Here is a 16,628-nt window from a genome sequence, read left to right as displayed (position 1 = left end):
ATGCGTCGTGACCGAAAGCGCGTCCTTGTCACCGGCGGCGCCGGGTTCATCGGCACGCATCTCTGCGAGACGCTGCTGGCGCGCAATTGCCATGTGCTCTGCGTGGACAATTTCTTCACCGGCTCGCGCGAGAACATCGCGCATCTGCTGAGCGACCCCTTCTTCGAGCTGCTGCGGCACGACATCACCTTCCCGCTCTATGTGGAGGTGGATGAGATCTACAACCTGGCCTGCCCGGCCTCACCCGTGCATTACCAGTTCGATCCGGTGCAGACGACCAAGACCAGCGTCATCGGCGCCATCAACATGCTGGGCCTGGCCAAGCGGCTGCGCGTGCCCATCCTCCAGGCCTCGACCAGCGAGGTCTATGGCGACCCGACGGTGCACCCGCAGCCGGAGGAATATCGCGGCAATGTGAACATCACCGGCCCGCGCGCCTGCTATGATGAGGGCAAGCGCTGCGCCGAGACGCTCTTCTTCGACTATCACCGCCAGCACAAGGTGCCGGTGAAGGTGGTGCGGATCTTCAACACCTATGGGCCGCGCATGCACCCGAATGACGGGCGGGTCGTCTCCAACTTCATCATGCAGGCGCTGCGCGGCGAGCCCATCACGCTGTATGGCGATGGCGGGCAGAGCCGGGCCTTCTGCTACGTGGATGATCTGGTGGAGGGGATGGTGGCCTTCATGGAAACGGCCAGCGCCGGGACGGGACCGATCAACCTCGGCAATCCCGGCGAATTCACGATCAGGCATCTGGCGGAGGAGGTGCTGCGCATCACCGGCTCCGCCTCGCGCATCGAGTTCCGCGATCTGCCAGCGGATGACCCGCGCCAGCGCCAGCCCGACATCACCAAGGCGCGCGCCGCGCTGGGCTGGGAGCCGCGCATCCCGCTGGAGGCCGGGCTGATCCGCACCATTGAGGATTTCCGGCGGCGCTACTTCGAGACGGGCAGGGCGGCGCGCTTCGCCGCCTAATCGTCGTTGTTGGTGCGCCGGACCAGGATCTCGCGCTTGCCCACATGGTTGGCGGGGCTGACGATCCCCTCCTTCTCCATCTGCTCGATCAGCTTGGCCGCGCGGTTGTAGCCGATGTTCAGGTGGCGCTGGATGAAGCTGGTGCTGGCCTTGCCTTCGCGCGCCACCACATCCACCGCCTGGTCGAACAGCGACTTGTCGGCATCGGACGCGGCAGCGATGCCGGAAAGGCCGACCTCGCCATCCTCTTCCACCTCGGTCACTTCTTCCACGTAATCCGGCTCGCCCTGCTCGCGCAGCCAGTCGGTGATGCGCTCCACCTCGGCATCGGCGACGAAGGGGCCGTGCACGCGCGTCATCCGCCCGCCGCCGGGCAGGAAGAGCATGTCGCCCTGGCCGAGGAGCTGCTCGGCGCCCTGCTCGCCCAGGATGGTGCGGCTGTCGATCTTGCTGGTGACCTGGAAGGAGATGCGCGTCGGGAAATTCGCCTTGATGGTGCCGGTGATGACATCCACCGAGGGCCGCTGCGTCGCCATGATGACATGGATGCCCGCGGCACGCGCCATCTGCGCCAGGCGCTGCACCGCGGCCTCGATCTCCTTGCCCGCCACGATCATCAGGTCAGCCATTTCATCAATGACGACGACGATCATCGGCAGCTTCTGCAGCGAGAGCGCCTGTTCCTCGAAGACGGGCTTGTTCGTCTCCGGGTCGAAGCCGGTCTGCACCTTGCGGGTCAGCACCTCGCCGCGGGCCAGCGCGGCCGAGACCTTCTCATTGTAGCCCGTGATGTTGCGCACGCCGATCTGGCTCATCGCGCGGTAGCGGCGCTCCATCTCGCGCACGGTCCACTTCAGCGCGCCGATCGCCTTGGGCGGCTCGGTCACCACCGGCGCCAGGAGGTGCGGAATGCGGTCATAGACCGAAAGCTCCAGCATCTTCGGGTCGATCATGATGAAGCGGCACTCGGCCGGGCTGTGCTTGTAGAGGAGCGAGAGAATGAAGGTGTTGATGCCGACCGACTTGCCCGAGCCGGTGGTGCCCGCGATCAGCAGATGCGGCATGCGCGCGAGGTCGGCGATGATGGGCGTGCCGCCGATGTTCTTGCCGAGGATCAACGGCAGCGAGGCGCCGGCGCGCTGGTATTCCTCGCTGGTCAGCATCTCGCGCAGCCAGACCGTCTCGCGCTTCACATTGGGCATCTCGATGCCCATTACGCTGCGGCCCGGCACCGTCGCGATGCGGACGGAGACCACGGACATGCTGCGCGCGATGTCGTCCGCGAGGCCGATGACGCGGGAGGATTTGGTGCCCGGCGCCGGCTCCAGCTCATAGAGCGTCACGACGGGGCCGGGGCGGATCTCGGTGATCGCGCCGCTCACGCCGTAGTCGCTCAGCACCTGTTCCAGCATGCGGGCATTGGCCTGCAGCGCCTCGGGGCTCGGGCCGCCCGCCACGCGCGGCGGCGTGGGGGAGAGCAGGTCGAGCGGCGGTGTGCGCCAGCCCTCGACCGGCAGGTCGAGCGTGGCCTGCTCGGGCGGCGGCGCCTTGGGCTTGGCGCTCGGCGCCACACGCGGCGTGCTGCGCGGCGCGGGGCGAACCTCCGGCTCCTGGCGCAGCGGCGGCCGCTCGACGGGGGCGGGCGGCGGCGGGGCCACATAGGGGGCGATGTGCGGGGCGGCGGCGGCGCGGTCGGCCTCCTTCAGGACATCCATCAGGTCGGCCGCGGGCGCCGGGCGCGGCTTGCGCCGGAACATCCCGCCCAGCGCCACGAAGGGGCGCACCAGCAGGTGCCGCTTGCGCGCGCCATAGACCGCCGCCTCGCCCACGCCGCGGGCGGCGGTGTCGGCCGTGGCCAGCGCCGCATCGGCGGTGACGCGGGCGGCGCGGCGCCAGTCGCTCGGCGAGGCGCCGAAGGCCAGGTAGATGAAGAGCGCGGCGAGGCCGCCGGTCACGAGCTGCGCCGTCAGCCGGCCCAGCGGCCCGAAGACGCTCTCCAGCCCGCGCAGCAGCGCATCGGCCAGCAGCGGGCCCGCCACGCCGGAATCGGTCCCGGGCAGCAGCGCGAACAGGGCCGCCAGCAGGGGGGCCGCGGCCATGAGCGCCACGATGCGCGCCGGCAGGAGGCTCACGCCCCGCTGCGTCATCATGCGCAGCGCCCAGCCCAGCAGCACCGCGCCGGGCAGGTAGGCGGCCCAGCCGAAGCCCTGCCACAGCACGTCGGAGACGACGGCGCCGAGCGGGCCCGCCAGATTGTGCGTGGGCCCGCTGGTGGCGGTGGAAAGCGAGGGATCGCCCGGGTGATAGGTGCCGACGGCGACCAGCAGCGCGAGGCCGGCGAAGCCAAGCAGGATCCCCAGGATCTCGTTCACCCGCCGCCCGATCGCCTGCTTCACGGCGGGCGAGGCGAAGCGGCTGAAGCCGGCAGCGGAATCACTCATGGGTGCCTCGGCAAGTTGACGCGCCACTGGGGCCGGGCCTTGGGGGGAAGGCACGGGACTAGCCGGGGGGATCCCCAGGATAACAGCGCCGGGGGCGTTTCGCTACCGGCTAGAGTCCCTCGAACAACTCGGTCGACAGGTAGCGCTCGGCGAAGGAGGCGGCGATGCCGAGGATCAGCTTGCCCTCCATCCCCGGCTCCCGCGCCAGCCGGATCATGGCGTGCAGCACGGCACCGGAGGAAATGCCGACTGGCACGCCGTCCAGCCGCGCCACCTGGCGGGCGGCGGCGAAGGCCTCACGCTCGGCCACGCGCTCCACGCCGTCGAGGTTCGCGAGTTCCAGCACGCCGGGGCAGAAGCCCGCGCCGATGCCCTGGATGCGGTGCGGCCCGGGCTCATCACCGTTCAAGACGGCGCTTTCCGCGGGCTCGATGCCAATGACGCGCAGCCCGGGCTTGCGCGGCTTCAGCACGCGGGCAATGCCGGTCAGCGTGCCGCCGGTGCCGATGCCACCCACCACCACATCCACCTCGCCCACCGTGTCCCGCCAGATTTCCTCGGCGGTGGTGCGGGCATGGATGTCGGGATTGGCGCCATTGTCGAATTGCCGCGCCATCCAGGCGCCGCGCGTGCGCGCCACGATCTCCTCCGCGCGGGCGATGGCGCCGGCCATGCCGCGCTTGGCGGGCGTGAGTTCCAGTTCGGCACCCAGCAATTTCAACATTTTGCGCCGCTCGATCGAGGCGCCATCGGGCATGACCACGATCAGCCGGTAGCCCTTGGCGGCCGCCACGAAGGCCAGCGCGATGCCGGTATTGCCCGAGGTGGGCTCGACAATCACGGAGCGCTCCGGCGCGATCTGGCCGGCCGCCTCCGCCGCCTCGATCATGGCGAGCCCGATGCGGTCCTTCACGGAGCCGGCCGGGTTGAAGAATTCGAGCTTGAGGGCGAGCCGCGCCTTCAGCCCCTCGGCCGCCATGAGCCGGGGCAGCAGGACAGCCGGCGTCTCTCCCACCGTGTCGAGGATGCTGGCGCGCAGGCGGTGACGGGGCGGTGGCGATTCGGCGTCCATGCCATGCCGATACCACAAAAAACCACGCGACCGAGCCGGGCATGGCTGGATTTTATGCCCCTTTGCGCTATTCTACGACGGATCGCGGGAGAATTTCGAAACATGCTGCTGCGCCAGGATCGCGGGCTTCTCGCCCTCGACATCGCCCTCGACATCGCCTTTCACGCCGGGCGCGGGGGCGAGGTGACCGGGGCCGCCGATATCGCCGAGCGGCTGGGTGCCGCGCGGCGTGGGATCGAGCCGCTGCTGCAATCCCTGGTGCGGGCCGGTCTGCTCGATTCGCTGCGCGGCCCGCGCGGCGGCTACCGCATGGCCCGCGCGCCCCGCGAGGTGCCGCTGATCGAGATCATCGCCGCCGTCACCGAGGATGAGCCCGCGCCAGAGCCGCCAGGCAAGCTGGCCGCGCTGGTCACCGCGCCGCTCTGGCACGAATTGGAGTCGGCGACGGCCAAGCGCCTGAAGGCGCTGACGCTGGAGGACCTGCTGAAGCGCGCGGCCGCGGCAGGCATGCGCCGGCCCGTGACCGAGCCTTTGCATTTTGTCATCTGATGCCCTCGGGCACCGCGCTGCGGCCGCGCAGAGCCATGCGGGCGGCTGGGTGGCGCCGGCCGCTATGCGGCCGGATGCCCGGGGGGACTGGCATGCGTATTGAGCCCTCTGCCCCCGCGCGTTAGGCCATCATGCCCAAGATCACCGAACCCGCCCTGCGCGAGGCCGCCCTCGCCCATCTCGCCCGCTTCGCCACCACCGAGGCCGGGCTGCGCCGGGTGCTGGGCAACCGGATCCGCCGCTGGGCCCGGGAAGCCGCCGCCGAGGGCCAGGACGCCGACACCATCGCCGCCACCGCCGCCACCGCCCAGGCGCAGGCCGCCGCCATCGCTGCACGCCTGGTGCAGGCGGGGGCGGTGGATGACGCGCTCTTCGCCCAGGCCCGGGCGCGTCGGCTGCAGGGTTCGGGCCGCTCGGCGCGGGCCACCCTCGCCCATCTCGCGGCCAAGGGCGTCGCCGCCGAGACGGCCCGCGCCGCCCTCTCGCACGAAGATATGCCCGGCGAATTCGCCGCCGCCCTGATCCTCTGCCGCAAGCGCCGCTTCGGCCCCTTCGCCGCCGCCCCGCCCGCGCCCGAGCTGCGCCGGAAATGGCTCGCGAGCCTGGCCCGGGCCGGGTTCAGCGGGGAGGTGGCGCGCCGCGCGCTGGCCCTGCCCCGCGGCGAGGCCGAGCGCCTGCTGGCCGAAGCCCGATGAGCGGCAGCAGCATCGTCTTCACCCGGCGCGGCTTCTGGCGGGGCGTGCGGATCTCGCTGCCCATGGTGCCGGCGATGGCGCCCTTCGGGCTGATCGTCGGCGTGCTGGCCGATGGGCGGGGCCTCTCCTGGCTTGAGACGATTCTGATGTCCGCCCTGGTCTTCGCCGGCACCAGCCAGCTCGTCGCATTGGAACTCTGGACCGATCCGGCGCCGATCCTGGGCGCCACGCTCGCCGCCTTCGTCATCAACCTGCGGCTGGCGCCCATGGGGGCCGCGCTCGCCCCCTGGCTCGACAAGCTGCGCGGCTGGAAGCTCTGGGGCACGCTCGCGACGCTGGTGGACAACAGCTTCGCCATCTCGATCGCGGACCAGCGGGCGGGCGGCAAGGATGCGGCGCTGCTGCTGGGCGTGGGCCTGACCTTCTGGATCTTCTGGATGAGCATGACCGGGCTCGGCCACGCCTTTTCCGGCCTGATCGCCCTGCCGCCCGGCCACCCGATCTTCTTCGCCTCCGTCGCCACGCTGGTCGCGCTGATGGTGCCGCTCTGGCGCGGCGCGGGCGAGATCCTCCCCTGGGCGGTGGCGGCGGTGGCGGCGGTCACCGCCTCGCATGTGCTGGGGCTCGGCCAGCCCTGGCCGGTGCTGGCCGGCGCCATCATCGGGGCCGCAGTCGGCGCCTGGCGGGACCGGGTGCGCTAGGCGCGCCTCATCGCCGCGCGCGCCAGCGCAATCTCACCGCAGCGCGCGCCAGCGCAATCTCACCGCAGCGCGCGCCAGCGCGCGACATTCCGATTGTGCTCCTCCAGCGTGCGCGCGAAGGCATGCCCGCCCGTGCCATCCGCCACGAAGAACAGAAACTCCGTCTCGGCCGGGCGCGTCGCCGCGCGCAGCGCCTCCCGCCCCGGCGAGGCGATGGGGCCAGGCGGCAAGCCACGGATGCGATAGGTGTTGAAGGGGTGCGGCTGGTCCAGATCGGCCCGCGTCAGCGGCCGGTCCAGCGGCAGCCCCTGCCCCGGCACATAGGCGACCGTCGGGTCGGATTGCAGCATCATCCCGCGCCGAAGCCGGTTCACGAAGACGCCGCCCACCAGCGCGCGCTCGGCGGCCACGCCCGTCTCGCGCTCGATGATCGAGGCGAGGATCAGCGCCTCCCGCGCATTGGCCAGCGGCAGGTTGGGCGCACGGGCCGCCCAGGCCTCGGCCAGGGCGGCATCCATGGCGGCGATCGCGCGGCGGGCGACGGAGGCACGGGTGTCGCCCCAGGTGAAGGCGTAGGTCTCGGGCAGGGCGGCGCCCTCGGCGAGCGGCGGCACCTCGCCCGTCAGGCCTTCGGTGCGCTCCAGCAGCGCCATGATCTGCCGCGCGGTCAGGCCCTCGGGGATCGTGAGGCGGCGCTGCACCGGCCGGCCATCGCGCAGGATCGCCAGAACCTCCTGGATCGAGGCACGGGCGGGGAAGGTGAATTCCGCCGCGCGCAACGGCCCGGCCTCGCGGCTGCGCCAGGCGGCAAAGGCGAAGAGGCGCGGATCGGCGATGACCCCGGCCTCGCGCAGCACGGCCGCGATGCTCTCGGTGCCGCCGCGCGGGATGACGAGGTTGACCGGCTCGGCCAGGGGGCCCGGGGCGGCGATCCGCTGCCCCGCGACGAGGAGGAGTCCGCCCGCCAGCAGGGCCAGGGCAAGAAGCCCGGCGCCGGCCAGCTTCAGGAGGCGGGACATGGCGGCCTAGGGCGCGCCCCGGAAGATGATCGAGGCATTGGTGCCGCCAAAGCCGAAGCTGTTGGACAGCGCCACGTCGATCTGGCGCTCCTGCGCCACCTTGGCCACGCGGTCGATCGGGCTCTCGCGCGAGGGGTTTTCCAGGTTCAGCGTGGGCGGCGCCACATTGTCGCGCACGGCGAGGATGGAGAAGATTGCCTCCACCGCACCGGCGGCACCCAGCAGGTGCCCCGTCGCCGACTTGGTCGAGGACATGGCCACGCCCTTGGCATCGGCGCCGAACAGGCGCTCGACGGCCGAAAGCTCGATGTCGTCGCCCAGCGGCGTGCTGGTGCCATGGGCGTTCACATACTGCACATCGGCCGGCGTCAGGCCGGCATCGCGCAGCGCGGCCTTCATGGCGCGGAAGCCGCCATCGCCATCCTCGGCGGGCGAGGTGATGTGATAGGCGTCGCCGCTCATCCCGTAGCCGATCACCTCGGCATGGATAGTCGCACCGCGCGCCTTGGCGTGCTCGTATTCCTCGAGCACGAGGACGCCAGCGCCCTCACCCATCACGAAGCCGTCGCGGTCCTTGTCCCAGGGGCGGGAGGCGGCCGTCGGCGTGTCGTTGAAGCTGGTGGAAAGCGCGCGCGCCGCGCAGAACCCGCCGATGCCGAGCTCGCAGATCGCGGCCTCGGCGCCACCGGCCACCATCACATCCGCATCACCCAGGGCGATGAGGCGCGCGGCATCGCCGATGGCGTGCACGCCGGTCGCGCAGGCGGTGACGGCAGAATGGTTCGGGCCCTTGAAGCCGTAGCGGATGGAAACGTGGCCCGAGGCCAGGTTCACCAGCGCGGAGGGGATGAAGAAGGGCGAGAGGCGCCGCGTGCGGCCGGCCGCGACCAGGCCCGCTGCCTCCTGGATCGTGCCCAGGCCACCGATGCCCGAGCCGATCATCACGCCGGTGGCGCAGCGGCTGGGCTCGTCCTCCGGCATCCAGCCGGAGGTCTCGATCGCTTCCACCGCCGCCACGAGGGCGAGCTGGATGAAGCGATCCATCTTCTTCTGATCCTTGACGGGGATCCATTCGGCAAGGTCAAGCCGGCCGTCCGCCTTGACGCCCGTGGGCACCTGCCCGGCGATGCGCGCGGGCAGGTCCTTCACGTCGAAGGACTGGATGTTGGAGATGCCGCTTTCGCCGTTGATCAGCCGCTTCCAGACATTGTCGATCCCGAGCCCAAGCGGGCTCGCGATCCCCATGCCGGTGACGACGACGCGGCGCGGCGCATGGCCCTGCGCGAACACGTGGCGTTCCTATCCCTGTCGAGGCGTCAGGCGCGGCAGGTCAGGCCGAGGCCTGCTGCTTCTCGATGAACTCGATCGCATCCTTCACGGTCTGGATCTTCTCGGCCGCGTCGTCCGGGATCTCGACCCCGAAGGCTTCCTCGAAGGCCATGACCAGCTCGACCGTGTCGAGGCTGTCGGCGCCGAGATCGTCAATGAACGAAGCCTCGGCCGTCACCTTGGCCTCTTCGACGCCCAGATGCTCCACAACGATCTTCTTAACCTTTTCGGCCGTCTCGCTCATTACCCTGTTCTCCTGCTGCCAGCGGTCCCTTGGAATCCGTCCCATGGGTCCAGCCGGGAATCCCCCTGGAGCCATCGGTCAGGCTCCGCAGGGCCGGTTACCATGATCGTGCGGGGCGGACTAGGCTGCCCCGCGCGCCGTGGCAAGCCCGCAACTTGGAATTTCTGCCCGTGGTTGCAGCGGCCGGCCCGTTCACTTCAAGCTTCACGAAGTTACGCGCCCCCTCCGCCCGGCCCTTAGCCCTCGGTTAACCCCCCCGGCGGCAGATTGCCGGGGCGGCAGGACGCCGCTGATGGGGTGTGGCTTGGCCAAGCGTGGCAAGGGGGATGGCGGGATCACCGTCATCAAGCGGATCGAGGAAGGCGGCCATGGGCATCATGGCGGCGCCTGGAAGGTCGCCTATGCCGATTTCGTGACCGCCATGATGGCCTTCTTCCTGCTGATGTGGCTGCTCAACGCCACCACCGAGGAACAGCGACGCGGCATCGCCGACTTCTTCAACCCGACCAATGCGCTGGCCTCCGCCGCCTCGGGCTCGGGCCAGCCCTTCGGCGGCATGACGCCGCACAGCGCGGGCAACATGACCTCCGACACCGGCGCGATCCGCCTCGAGCGCGGGCCCCGCCCCACCGAGCAGGAGCTGGAGGAGGATGAAAGCGACCGCCCGGCCGAGCCGACGCGCCGCACCCCCGGCCCGCCCGGCGACGAGGACAGCCGCGCGAGCCGCGTGGATTCGGTGAGCGACCCGCGCCCCGATTCGACGCATGAAGCCGCCGCCGAACCGCCCGCCCCCGCCCCGCCCCCCATGACCAGCGAGGCCGCCCGCCGCCTGGAGGCCGCCCGCGCCGAGCAGGAGCGCTTCGAGGAGATGGCCGACGCGCTTCGCCAGACCTTCCTGGCCGACCCCGCCCTCGCCGAACTCGCCCGCCAGGTCCTGGTCGAGATCACGCCCGAGGGGCTGCGCGTGCAACTGCTGGAGGCCGATGGCCAGCCGATGTTCGCGACCGGGGGCGCCGCCCCCACCGAGCGCGCGCGCCAGATGATCCAGCGCGTGGCCCAGGCCGCCGCGCGCCTGCCCAACCCCGTCCAGGTGACGGGCCACACCGACAGCACGCCCTTCCGCGGCGGCGGAACCCGCAGCAACTGGGATCTCTCGACCGAGCGCGCCAATGCGACGCGCCGCATGCTGAGCGAGGCTGGCGTCGCCGAATCGCGCATCCGCGGCGTCACCGGCATGGCCGATCGTGACCCGCTGCTGCCCCAGCAACCCCAGGCCGCGGGCAACCGCCGCGTCGCCATCACCCTGCTGCGCCAGGCGGAGCATCCCAACCAAGGAGCGGGCCGATGAACACGATCCTCGGTCTCGTCGTCGTGTTTGTGATGGTGTTCGGCGGCTACATGCTCGCCGGCGGCAAGTTCGGCATCATCATCAAGGCCCTGCCCTTCGAGATGATGATGATCGGCGGCGCCGCCCTCGGCACCTTCCTCATGGCCAACTCGATGCATGACGTGAAGCATACGCTGGCCGGCTTCGGGAAGATCCTGAAGGGCGCGCGCTTCAAGAAGGAGGACTACACGGAGCTGCTTTCGCTGCTCTACTATTTCGTGCGCCTCGCACAGACCAAGGGCGCCATGGCGCTGGAGCCGCATATCGAGCGGCCGGACGAAAGCCCCGCCTTCAGCAAGTTCCCGAAGATCCAGAAGGATCATCACGCGACGGACCTGATCTGCGACTACCTGCGCATGATCGGCATGAACGCCGATGACCCGCACCAGATCGAGGACAGCATGGCGCGCGAGCTGAAGAAGCTGAAGGAGGAGGAGATGCACCCCTCGCACGCCATGCAGAGCACCGCCGATGCGCTGCCGGCCCTGGGGATCGTCGCCGCCGTTCTGGGCGTCATCAAGACCATGGCGTCGATCGACAGCCCGCCCTCGGTGCTGGGTGGCATGATCGGTGGCGCGCTGGTCGGCACCTTCCTCGGCATCTTCCTGGCCTATGGCATGATGGGGCCCTTCGCCTCGCGCCTGAAGGGCGTCGTGGAGGAGGAGGCGGCCTATTACGAGGTGATCCGCGCCGTGCTCGTGGCCCATCTGCACGGCAATGCGCCGCAGGTCGCGGTCGAGACCGGGCGCAAGGTCGCTCCCTCCTTCCTCATGCCGAGCTTCGCCGAGACCGAGGCCGCGCTGCAGGAGCTTTCCATCACCTGATCCTGGCGGCATGGTTCGCGCCATGGACAACTTGGCCGACCACATCCGCGCCCAGGCGCTCTCGCCCTTCCATGGCCTGCTCGGCATCGAGATGCGGCATTGGGAGGAGGGCCTCGCCCGCCTCGTCTGCATGCCGGGGCCGCAGCATGCGAACCGCTCGGGCATCGTGCATGGCGGCGTCATGCTCGCCCTGCTCGACCAGGTGAATGCCTTCGCCGGCCTCTATTGCCCGACGCCGGGGCGCAAGCGCCATGCGGTCACGCTCGACCTCGATACGCGCTTCACCGGGCAGGGCAAGCTCGGCGCCCTCCTGATCGCCGAGGGGCGGCTGGTGAGCGCGGGGCGCAACATCTTCTTCGCGCGTGGCGAGGTGAAGGACGAGGCCGGCAACCTCATCGCCTTCGGCGCCTCGACGCATCGCTACCGGGCGGGGAGCCACACGCTGGAGGGCGTGCCGGAGGCGTGAGGCCTACAGCGCCTTCTCCAGGAAGCGGCTGATGGGCGAGGCGCGATAGCGGCCGAAGGGCGCGCGATCGCGATAGCCAGCGCAACGATACAGCGCTTCCCCCGCCGTGTTGCGGATGCCGACTTCAAGCTGCATCCGCGTGACCCCGAGGCCCTGCGCCAGGCCCTCCGCCGCTTCCAGCAGCGCGCGCCCGACGCCCTGCCCCTGATGCGAGGGCTCCACCACCATGCGCTTCAGCTCGGCCGTTCCCTCAGGTCCTTCGAAGAGCGCGCAGCAGCCGGCCGCCACACCATGCTGCCGCGCCACGAGGAGATGGATGCCGGGCGCGTCCAGCGTCTCCTGGTTCAGCGCGCGGCGCGGCTCGCCCGGATAGAGCGCCGCCGCGATCATATCGGACAGCGCCAGCAGCGCCGCCACCTCCGGCTGGCGCGGGGTTTCCACCGCGACCCTGACGTTCACCCGCCCGGCACCCAGACGCGGAAGGTGGCGCCATGGCCCAGCTCGCTCTCGATGGCGAGCTGCCCTCGATGCCGGGTGAGGATGTGCTTCACGATGGCCAGCCCGAGGCCCGTATTCCCCGCGCCGCGCGCGCGCCCCTTGTCCACGCGGTAGAAACGCTCGGTCAGGCGGGGGATATGCTCGCGCGCCACGCCGGGCCCGTCGTCGCGCACGCTGAAGGCGACCCCCTCCCGCCCGCCCAGCCGCGCGGGCTCGGCCGAGAGATGCACCTCGGCGCGGGCGTGGCGGAGCGCATTGTCCAGCAGGTTGCGCGCCACCTGGCCCAGCTGGTCGGCATCGGCCGGGGTTGCTGTGAGCGGGGCCTCGGGCAGCGCCAGCACGAGGCGGATGCCGCGCGCGGCGTAGAGCGGCTCCATCGCGGCCACCTCGGCGCGCAGCAGGTCGCCGAGATCGGCCGTCTCGGAGGGCGGCTGATGCTCGCTCATCTCGACGCGGGAGAGGCCGAGCAGGTCGTCGATCAGGCGGCGCATGCGCTCCGACTGCTCGGCCATGATGGCGAGGAAGCGCTGCTGCGCCTCGGGGTCGTCCCGCGCAGGGCCGCGCAGCGTCTCGATGAAGCCCATGACGCTGGCGAGCGGCGTGCGCAGCTCATGGCTCGCATTGGTGATGAAGTCCGCGCGCATGCGCTCCACCGCGCGCGCCGCCGTGCGGTCAGCCAGCATGAGGACGAGGCGACCGCCATCGGCGAGCGGCGGCTGCATGAGCAGCACCTGGCCCGAGAGGTCCCGCGTGACGGCACCGGGCAGCGCCAGCTCCACCGCCTGGGGCGCGCCCTCCGCCACGCAGCGGTCCAGCGCCGCGGCCATGACCGGATGGCGCAGGAGCGCGCCGAGATCGCCGCGCGAGAGCCCCTCCCCCACCAGCCCGAAGAGGCGGCGGGCGGCCTGGTTGGCGCGCAGCGGCGTGCGGTCGGCCGCCAGCACGATCAGCGGGTCGGGCAGCGCCTCGACGATGGCCGCATCGGCCGCGCGCAGCTGCCCCACCAGCTCCGCCCGGGCCTGGAGCGAGCGCGTCAGGCGCGCGAGACCCTCCTCGATCTCGCCCAGCGCGGGCAGGCGCGGGGCGGGCAGTGGCGCGCTGAAGGGCCCCTGTTCCTCGGCGGCACGGCGCAGCGCCGCGTCGAGCCGCGCCACGCCGGCCAGCCAGGCGGCGGCCAGGGCGGCGCCCGCGGCGAGGCAGAGGGCCAGCGCCAAGAAGCCCATGCCGGGCGCGAGCGCGCCCATCGCCATCAGCCCGCCCAGCACCAGGACAGGCGGCCCGCCGATGAGCGCGGTGGTGAGGAGAAGCCGCCTGGACTTCAGCTGCCCGCGCCTCCGGGCAGCGGCGCGGGCTGCACCATTTCCGCCTCACCGCCCGGACGCAGGGCGAAGACGGCGAGGCCACGGGTGAGGCTGCCGGCCTCCAACAGACGGATCGGGCCATCCGCGCCCATGAAGGCGGCGCCGACCGGCGGCGCGCCTTCCCGCGCGGTGCGGGCGGCGAGCGCCACGGCGTCATAGGCCGCGCCCGCGAGGCGCGGCGCGCGCTCGTTGAAGGCGGCGTCGTATTGCGAATCGAACCGGGCGCGGCCGACCGGATCGGGACCGGGGAACCAGGCGCCGGCAAGCGCGGGTTCCTGACCCAGCGTGGAATCCGTCGCCCAGAGGCTGGTGCCCAGCAGGCGCGGGGCATTGCCCGGGAAGGCCGCCGCGATGGCATTGGCCGCCGCCCGCGCGCCGGGGCCGCCGAAGCCGATCAGCACCGCATCGGGCGGGCTGCCCGTGAGCTGCTGCACGATGGCCGTCATGTCGCCGCGGTTCGAGGCGAGGATGATAGCGGGCGGCGGCCCGCCCAGGCCCTGCGCGGCGGCCCGCATGGCGACGGCGAGGCGCTGGCCGAAGGCGTCATCCGGCGCCAAGAGCGCGAATCGGCGTGCCCCCGCCTCGGAGGCGGCGCCCACGATGCGCCGCACCTGCTGGCCGGGCGTGATGCCCAGCACCCACACGCCGGTGCCGGCCTGGGTCTCATCCGAGGTGAAGGCGAAGACCGGCACGCGGCCGCCCGCGGCGCCGACGGCCTGCGCCGTCTCGCCCAGGGTAAGTGGCCCGGCCAGCGCCACGGCGCCTTCGGCCAGCGCTGCCTGGGCCGCCTGGGCGGCGCCCGAGGGGGTGCCGCGCGTGTCGCGGGGCAGCAGCTCGATCCGGCGGTCGCCCTGGTCGAAGAGGGCGAGCTGCGCCGCATTCAGCATGGCCTGGCCGAGCGGCGCGTTGCCGCCGGTCAGCGGCAGCAGCAGGCCGACGGGGAGCGTGCTGCCCGCCGGCGTGGCATTGGGCGCCGTCCAGGGCTGCGCCGCGGTCTGCGGCCGGCGGAAATCCCGCTGCGGGGGTTGCGGGGCGCAGCCGATGAGCACAAGACAGAGTGAGGCCAGGGCGACCCCCCATGGAAACCGACGACCCATCCGAACCCCCTCCTTCCGCCCCGGCCAGGACCAGCCCGGGCCTTACGCTCGTGGCCACGCCGATCGGCAATCTGGCGGATTTCTCCCCCCGCGCGCAGCAGGCGTTGGCCGAAGCCCGCGCCATCCTGTGCGAGGATACCAGAGTCACCGCCCGTCTGCTCGCCCGGCACAGCATTTCCGCGCCGCTTCTCGCTTTGCACGACCACAACGAGGAAAGCGAGGCCCCCCGGCTGGTTGCACGGCTGCTCGCCGGCGAGAATCTCGCGCTGGTGAGCGACGCCGGCACGCCCCTGGTCTCCGACCCCGGCTTCCGGCTGGTGCGGGCGGCGATCGCGGCCGGCGTGCCCGTCTCGGCCATTCCAGGGCCCAATGCGGCGGTGATGGCGCTGACGCTCTCGGGCCTGCCGCCGCACCCCTTCCTGTTCCACGGCTTCCTGCCCACCAAGGCGGCGGCCCGCGCGGCCGAGATCGCGCGCATCGCCGCGATGGAGGCAGCGGGCCTTTCCGCCACGCTGATCTTCTACGAGGCGCCGCATCGCGTGGCCGAGACCCTGGCCGCGCTGGCCGAGGGGCTGGGGCCGGATCGCCCCGCCGCCGTCGCACGGGAACTCACCAAGCGATTCGAGGAGGTGCGGCGCGGGCCGCTCACCGATCTCGCCGCGCATTACGCGGCGCATGAGGCGCGGGGCGAGGTGGTGCTCTGCGTCGGCCCGGCGCCGCCGCCGGCCGAGGCCAGCGCCGATGCGCTGGATGCAGCGCTCCGGGCCGCCATGGCACGCATGACGCTGCGCGACGCGGCGGCGCATGTGGCCGCCGCAACCGGCCTGCCGCGCAAGCGCGTCTATGCGCGTGCGCTGGATCTGGCCGAGGGCGCATGAATCCGCGCCGCCGCGTGCTCTGGATCAACATCCTCTTCGGCGCGGGCCTGGCGCTCGCGCTGCCCTGGCTGGCCGCGGGGCTGCTGGCGCATCTCTGGGGCGGGGCGCGCGGCACGGCCTGGTCCTCGCAGCATGCCTATGCGGTGCGGACCTTCTGGATGGGCGTGGTGGGCGTGGCGGGCGCGCTGGCCTCCGCCGGCATCGGCTTCATGGAGCCGCTGCTGGCGCTCACCTGGCTCTACATGGCCGCGCGCGTCACGCGCGGCTTCCTCGCCTGGGAGCGCGAGGAATGGATCACCGATCCGGGGCGGTTTCTATGAGCTTGCTGCGCGGGTGATCCGCCGCTCCGTTCACTCGTCCCCGGCGGATGAGGCTCGGCGGGCATAGCCGGCGGGCAGCTCCGCCACCACGCGCCGGCCGATGGCCGGCGCGCCCGCGGGCATGGCGGCGAAGAGGTCCTTCTCCGCTTCGATCAGGGTCACGCCCCCCAGCCGCGGCAGGGTGTTGCGGCCGATCCGGTCCCAGAGCCGTGCCCCGCGCAGCGCGAAGGACCAGGGGAGCGGCGGCACGAAGAGCGCCGAATCGCGCCGCGTCACCGCGAACAGGTGGCGGCGCAGCAGCCCTTCCAGCTGACCGCGCGAATAGGGGCGCCCCTGGCCGAAGGGCGTGTGGTCGAAGAGCGACCAGCTGCCCAGGCGGTTGGGGACGATCACCAGCAGCCGGCCGTCATCGCGCAGCACGCGCCAGCATTCGCGCAGCAGCGGATGCGCGCCCTCGCTCGCCTCCAGCGCATGCACCAGGATGATGCGGTCCAGGCAGCGGTCGGGCAGCGGCAGCTGCCGGTCCTGCACCTGCGCCGCGCCCGGCAGGGGGCCCAGCCCCTCGGGCGCGAAGGCGATGCGGCGGCCAACCTCGGAGGGCCAAAGCCCCATGTAAGGCTCGGCCCAGCCCAGGCCCAGCAGATCCAGCCCCTTCAGCTCGGGCCAGAAGGCGAAGAGCCGCCCGCGCAGCAGCCGCGCCGCGACCTGCCCGAGCGGCGCGCGATAGAACTCCGCCAGACCGTGGACCTCACCGCTCATGCGAGGGATA

18 protein-coding genes are annotated in these 16,628 nt (G+C 71.9%); 9 read left to right on the top strand and 9 right to left on the bottom strand.

All coding sequences use genetic code 11. The features are described 5' to 3' along the window. Positions 1-978: a UDP-glucuronic acid decarboxylase family protein gene (locus R9Z33_RS05505; RefSeq protein WP_318650298.1), complete on the top strand. Its 978-nt coding sequence runs from the start codon at positions 1-3 to the stop codon at positions 976-978. Here R9Z33_RS05505 and R9Z33_RS05500 read toward each other — a convergent pair. Together R9Z33_RS05500 and cysK are read right to left on the bottom strand one after the other, a co-directional pair. Further along, positions 975-3,419 carry a DNA translocase FtsK gene (locus R9Z33_RS05500; RefSeq protein WP_318650297.1) on the bottom strand — a complete coding sequence of 815 codons (2,445 nt, stop codon included), beginning with the start codon at positions 3,417-3,419 and terminating at the stop codon, positions 975-977. The two genes, R9Z33_RS05505 and R9Z33_RS05500, sit on opposite strands and share 4 nt — an antisense overlap. Positions 3,420-3,528: 109 nt before the next feature. After that, entirely contained in the window at positions 3,529-4,491 is a 963-nt protein-coding gene (cysK, locus tag R9Z33_RS05495) for a cysteine synthase A (RefSeq protein WP_318650296.1), read from the bottom strand. Between the two features lie 102 nt (positions 4,492-4,593). On the opposite strand from cysK, the gene R9Z33_RS05490 reads away from it, so the two are divergent. From R9Z33_RS05490 to R9Z33_RS05480, 3 genes are all read left to right on the top strand, one after another. Then, positions 4,594-5,040 carry an RrF2 family transcriptional regulator gene (locus R9Z33_RS05490; protein WP_318650295.1) on the top strand — a complete coding sequence of 149 codons (447 nt, stop codon included), beginning with the start codon at positions 4,594-4,596 and terminating at the stop codon, positions 5,038-5,040. 131 nt (positions 5,041-5,171) lie between these two features. Then, the gene (locus R9Z33_RS05485) at positions 5,172-5,735 is read left to right on the top strand and encodes a regulatory protein RecX (RefSeq protein ID WP_318650294.1); all 564 of its coding nucleotides are present in this window, start codon (positions 5,172-5,174) and stop codon (positions 5,733-5,735) included. After that, positions 5,732-6,436, top strand: coding sequence for an AzlC family ABC transporter permease (locus R9Z33_RS05480; RefSeq protein WP_318650293.1), 705 nt, complete (start codon positions 5,732-5,734; stop codon positions 6,434-6,436). The genes R9Z33_RS05485 and R9Z33_RS05480 overlap by 4 nt, the downstream gene beginning before the upstream one ends. Positions 6,437-6,495: 59 nt before the next feature. Here the strand turns inward: R9Z33_RS05480 and mltG are convergent, their stop codons facing one another. From mltG to R9Z33_RS05465, 3 genes are read right to left on the bottom strand one after another with little or no spacing between them, the layout of a single operon-like run. Continuing rightward, positions 6,496-7,455 (bottom strand): endolytic transglycosylase MltG, encoded by a 960-nt coding sequence (mltG, locus tag R9Z33_RS05475; RefSeq protein ID WP_318650292.1) that lies wholly within the window; start codon positions 7,453-7,455, stop codon positions 6,496-6,498. Between the two features lie 6 nt (positions 7,456-7,461). Then, positions 7,462-8,745: a beta-ketoacyl-ACP synthase II gene (gene fabF, locus R9Z33_RS05470; RefSeq protein ID WP_318650291.1), complete on the bottom strand. Its 1,284-nt coding sequence runs from the start codon at positions 8,743-8,745 to the stop codon at positions 7,462-7,464. Positions 8,746-8,785: 40 nt separating this feature from the next. Continuing rightward, on the bottom strand, positions 8,786-9,028 hold the full coding sequence (locus tag R9Z33_RS05465; RefSeq protein ID WP_213613217.1) for an acyl carrier protein: 243 nt from the start codon (positions 9,026-9,028) through the stop codon (positions 8,786-8,788). Between the two features lie 304 nt (positions 9,029-9,332). Here R9Z33_RS05465 and R9Z33_RS05460 point away from each other — a divergent pair, with 304 nt between their 5' ends. The 3 genes from R9Z33_RS05460 to R9Z33_RS05450 are packed head-to-tail and all read left to right on the top strand — an operon-like array spanning position 9,333 to position 11,705. After that, the gene (locus R9Z33_RS05460) at positions 9,333-10,376 is read left to right on the top strand and encodes a flagellar motor protein MotB (protein ID WP_318650290.1); all 1,044 of its coding nucleotides are present in this window, start codon (positions 9,333-9,335) and stop codon (positions 10,374-10,376) included. After that, positions 10,373-11,239: a flagellar motor stator protein MotA gene (gene motA / locus R9Z33_RS05455; protein ID WP_318650289.1), complete on the top strand. Its 867-nt coding sequence runs from the start codon at positions 10,373-10,375 to the stop codon at positions 11,237-11,239. The genes R9Z33_RS05460 and motA overlap by 4 nt, the downstream gene beginning before the upstream one ends. 22 nt (positions 11,240-11,261) lie before the next feature. Next, positions 11,262-11,705, top strand: coding sequence for a PaaI family thioesterase (locus R9Z33_RS05450; RefSeq protein ID WP_318650288.1), 444 nt, complete (start codon positions 11,262-11,264; stop codon positions 11,703-11,705). Between the two features lie 3 nt (positions 11,706-11,708). Here the strand turns inward: R9Z33_RS05450 and R9Z33_RS05445 are convergent, their stop codons facing one another. From R9Z33_RS05445 to R9Z33_RS05435, 3 genes are read right to left on the bottom strand one after another with little or no spacing between them, the layout of a single operon-like run. After that, positions 11,709-12,164 (bottom strand): GNAT family N-acetyltransferase, encoded by a 456-nt coding sequence (locus tag R9Z33_RS05445; RefSeq protein ID WP_318650287.1) that lies wholly within the window; start codon positions 12,162-12,164, stop codon positions 11,709-11,711. After that, positions 12,161-13,468 (bottom strand): ATP-binding protein, encoded by a 1,308-nt coding sequence (locus R9Z33_RS05440; protein ID WP_318650286.1) that lies wholly within the window; start codon positions 13,466-13,468, stop codon positions 12,161-12,163. Before R9Z33_RS05440 ends, R9Z33_RS05445 begins: the two co-directional genes overlap by 4 nt. 53 nt (positions 13,469-13,521) lie before the next feature. After that, positions 13,522-14,613, bottom strand: a complete 1,092-nt coding sequence (locus R9Z33_RS05435) for a penicillin-binding protein activator (protein ID WP_318650285.1) — start codon at positions 14,611-14,613, stop codon at positions 13,522-13,524. 29 nt (positions 14,614-14,642) lie between these two features. On the opposite strand from R9Z33_RS05435, the gene rsmI reads away from it, so the two are divergent. Further along, the gene (rsmI, locus tag R9Z33_RS05430; RefSeq protein ID WP_318650284.1) at positions 14,643-15,539 is read left to right on the top strand and encodes a 16S rRNA (cytidine(1402)-2'-O)-methyltransferase; all 897 of its coding nucleotides are present in this window, start codon (positions 14,643-14,645) and stop codon (positions 15,537-15,539) included. Next, the gene (locus tag R9Z33_RS05425) at positions 15,536-15,859 is read left to right on the top strand and encodes a hypothetical protein (protein ID WP_318650283.1); all 324 of its coding nucleotides are present in this window, start codon (positions 15,536-15,538) and stop codon (positions 15,857-15,859) included. Before rsmI ends, R9Z33_RS05425 begins: the two co-directional genes overlap by 4 nt. A gap of 30 nt (positions 15,860-15,889) precedes the next feature. Here R9Z33_RS05425 and R9Z33_RS05420 read toward each other — a convergent pair whose 3' ends face one another. Next, positions 15,890-16,618, bottom strand: coding sequence for a class I SAM-dependent methyltransferase (locus tag R9Z33_RS05420; protein WP_318650282.1), 729 nt, complete (start codon positions 16,616-16,618; stop codon positions 15,890-15,892). Between the last annotated feature and the right edge of the window lie 10 nt (positions 16,619-16,628).

The sequence above is a fragment of the Sediminicoccus rosea genome (assembly GCF_033547095.1).
Lineage (GTDB): Bacteria > Pseudomonadota > Alphaproteobacteria > Acetobacterales > Acetobacteraceae > Roseococcus > Roseococcus rosea.
Note: the sequence above shows the minus strand (reverse complement) of the source record. Positions and strands in the feature narration are given on the sequence as shown.

What these genes read in the sequence shown, in the direction of transcription:
- rsmI (WP_318650284.1), top strand. Translation starts at nt 14,643, where the DNA reads ATGGAAACCGACGACCCATCCGAACCCCCTCCTTCCGCCCCGGCCAGG.
- R9Z33_RS05450 (WP_318650288.1), top strand. Translation starts at nt 11,262, where the DNA reads ATGGACAACTTGGCCGACCACATCCGCGCCCAGGCGCTCTCGCCCTTC.
- motA (WP_318650289.1), top strand. Translation starts at nt 10,373, where the DNA reads ATGAACACGATCCTCGGTCTCGTCGTCGTGTTTGTGATGGTGTTCGGC.
- R9Z33_RS05420 (WP_318650282.1), bottom strand. Translation starts at nt 16,618, where the DNA reads ATGAGCGGTGAGGTCCACGGTCTGGCGGAGTTCTATCGCGCGCCGCTC.
- R9Z33_RS05500 (WP_318650297.1), bottom strand. Translation starts at nt 3,419, where the DNA reads ATGAGTGATTCCGCTGCCGGCTTCAGCCGCTTCGCCTCGCCCGCCGTG.
- R9Z33_RS05485 (WP_318650294.1), top strand. Translation starts at nt 5,172, where the DNA reads ATGCCCAAGATCACCGAACCCGCCCTGCGCGAGGCCGCCCTCGCCCAT.
- R9Z33_RS05425 (WP_318650283.1), top strand. Translation starts at nt 15,536, where the DNA reads ATGAATCCGCGCCGCCGCGTGCTCTGGATCAACATCCTCTTCGGCGCG.
- R9Z33_RS05490 (WP_318650295.1), top strand. Translation starts at nt 4,594, where the DNA reads ATGCTGCTGCGCCAGGATCGCGGGCTTCTCGCCCTCGACATCGCCCTC.
- R9Z33_RS05505 (WP_318650298.1), top strand. Translation starts at nt 1, where the DNA reads ATGCGTCGTGACCGAAAGCGCGTCCTTGTCACCGGCGGCGCCGGGTTC.
- R9Z33_RS05465 (WP_213613217.1), bottom strand. Translation starts at nt 9,028, where the DNA reads ATGAGCGAGACGGCCGAAAAGGTTAAGAAGATCGTTGTGGAGCATCTG.
- mltG (WP_318650292.1), bottom strand. Translation starts at nt 7,455, where the DNA reads ATGTCCCGCCTCCTGAAGCTGGCCGGCGCCGGGCTTCTTGCCCTGGCC.
- R9Z33_RS05480 (WP_318650293.1), top strand. Translation starts at nt 5,732, where the DNA reads ATGAGCGGCAGCAGCATCGTCTTCACCCGGCGCGGCTTCTGGCGGGGC.
- cysK (WP_318650296.1), bottom strand. Translation starts at nt 4,491, where the DNA reads ATGGACGCCGAATCGCCACCGCCCCGTCACCGCCTGCGCGCCAGCATC.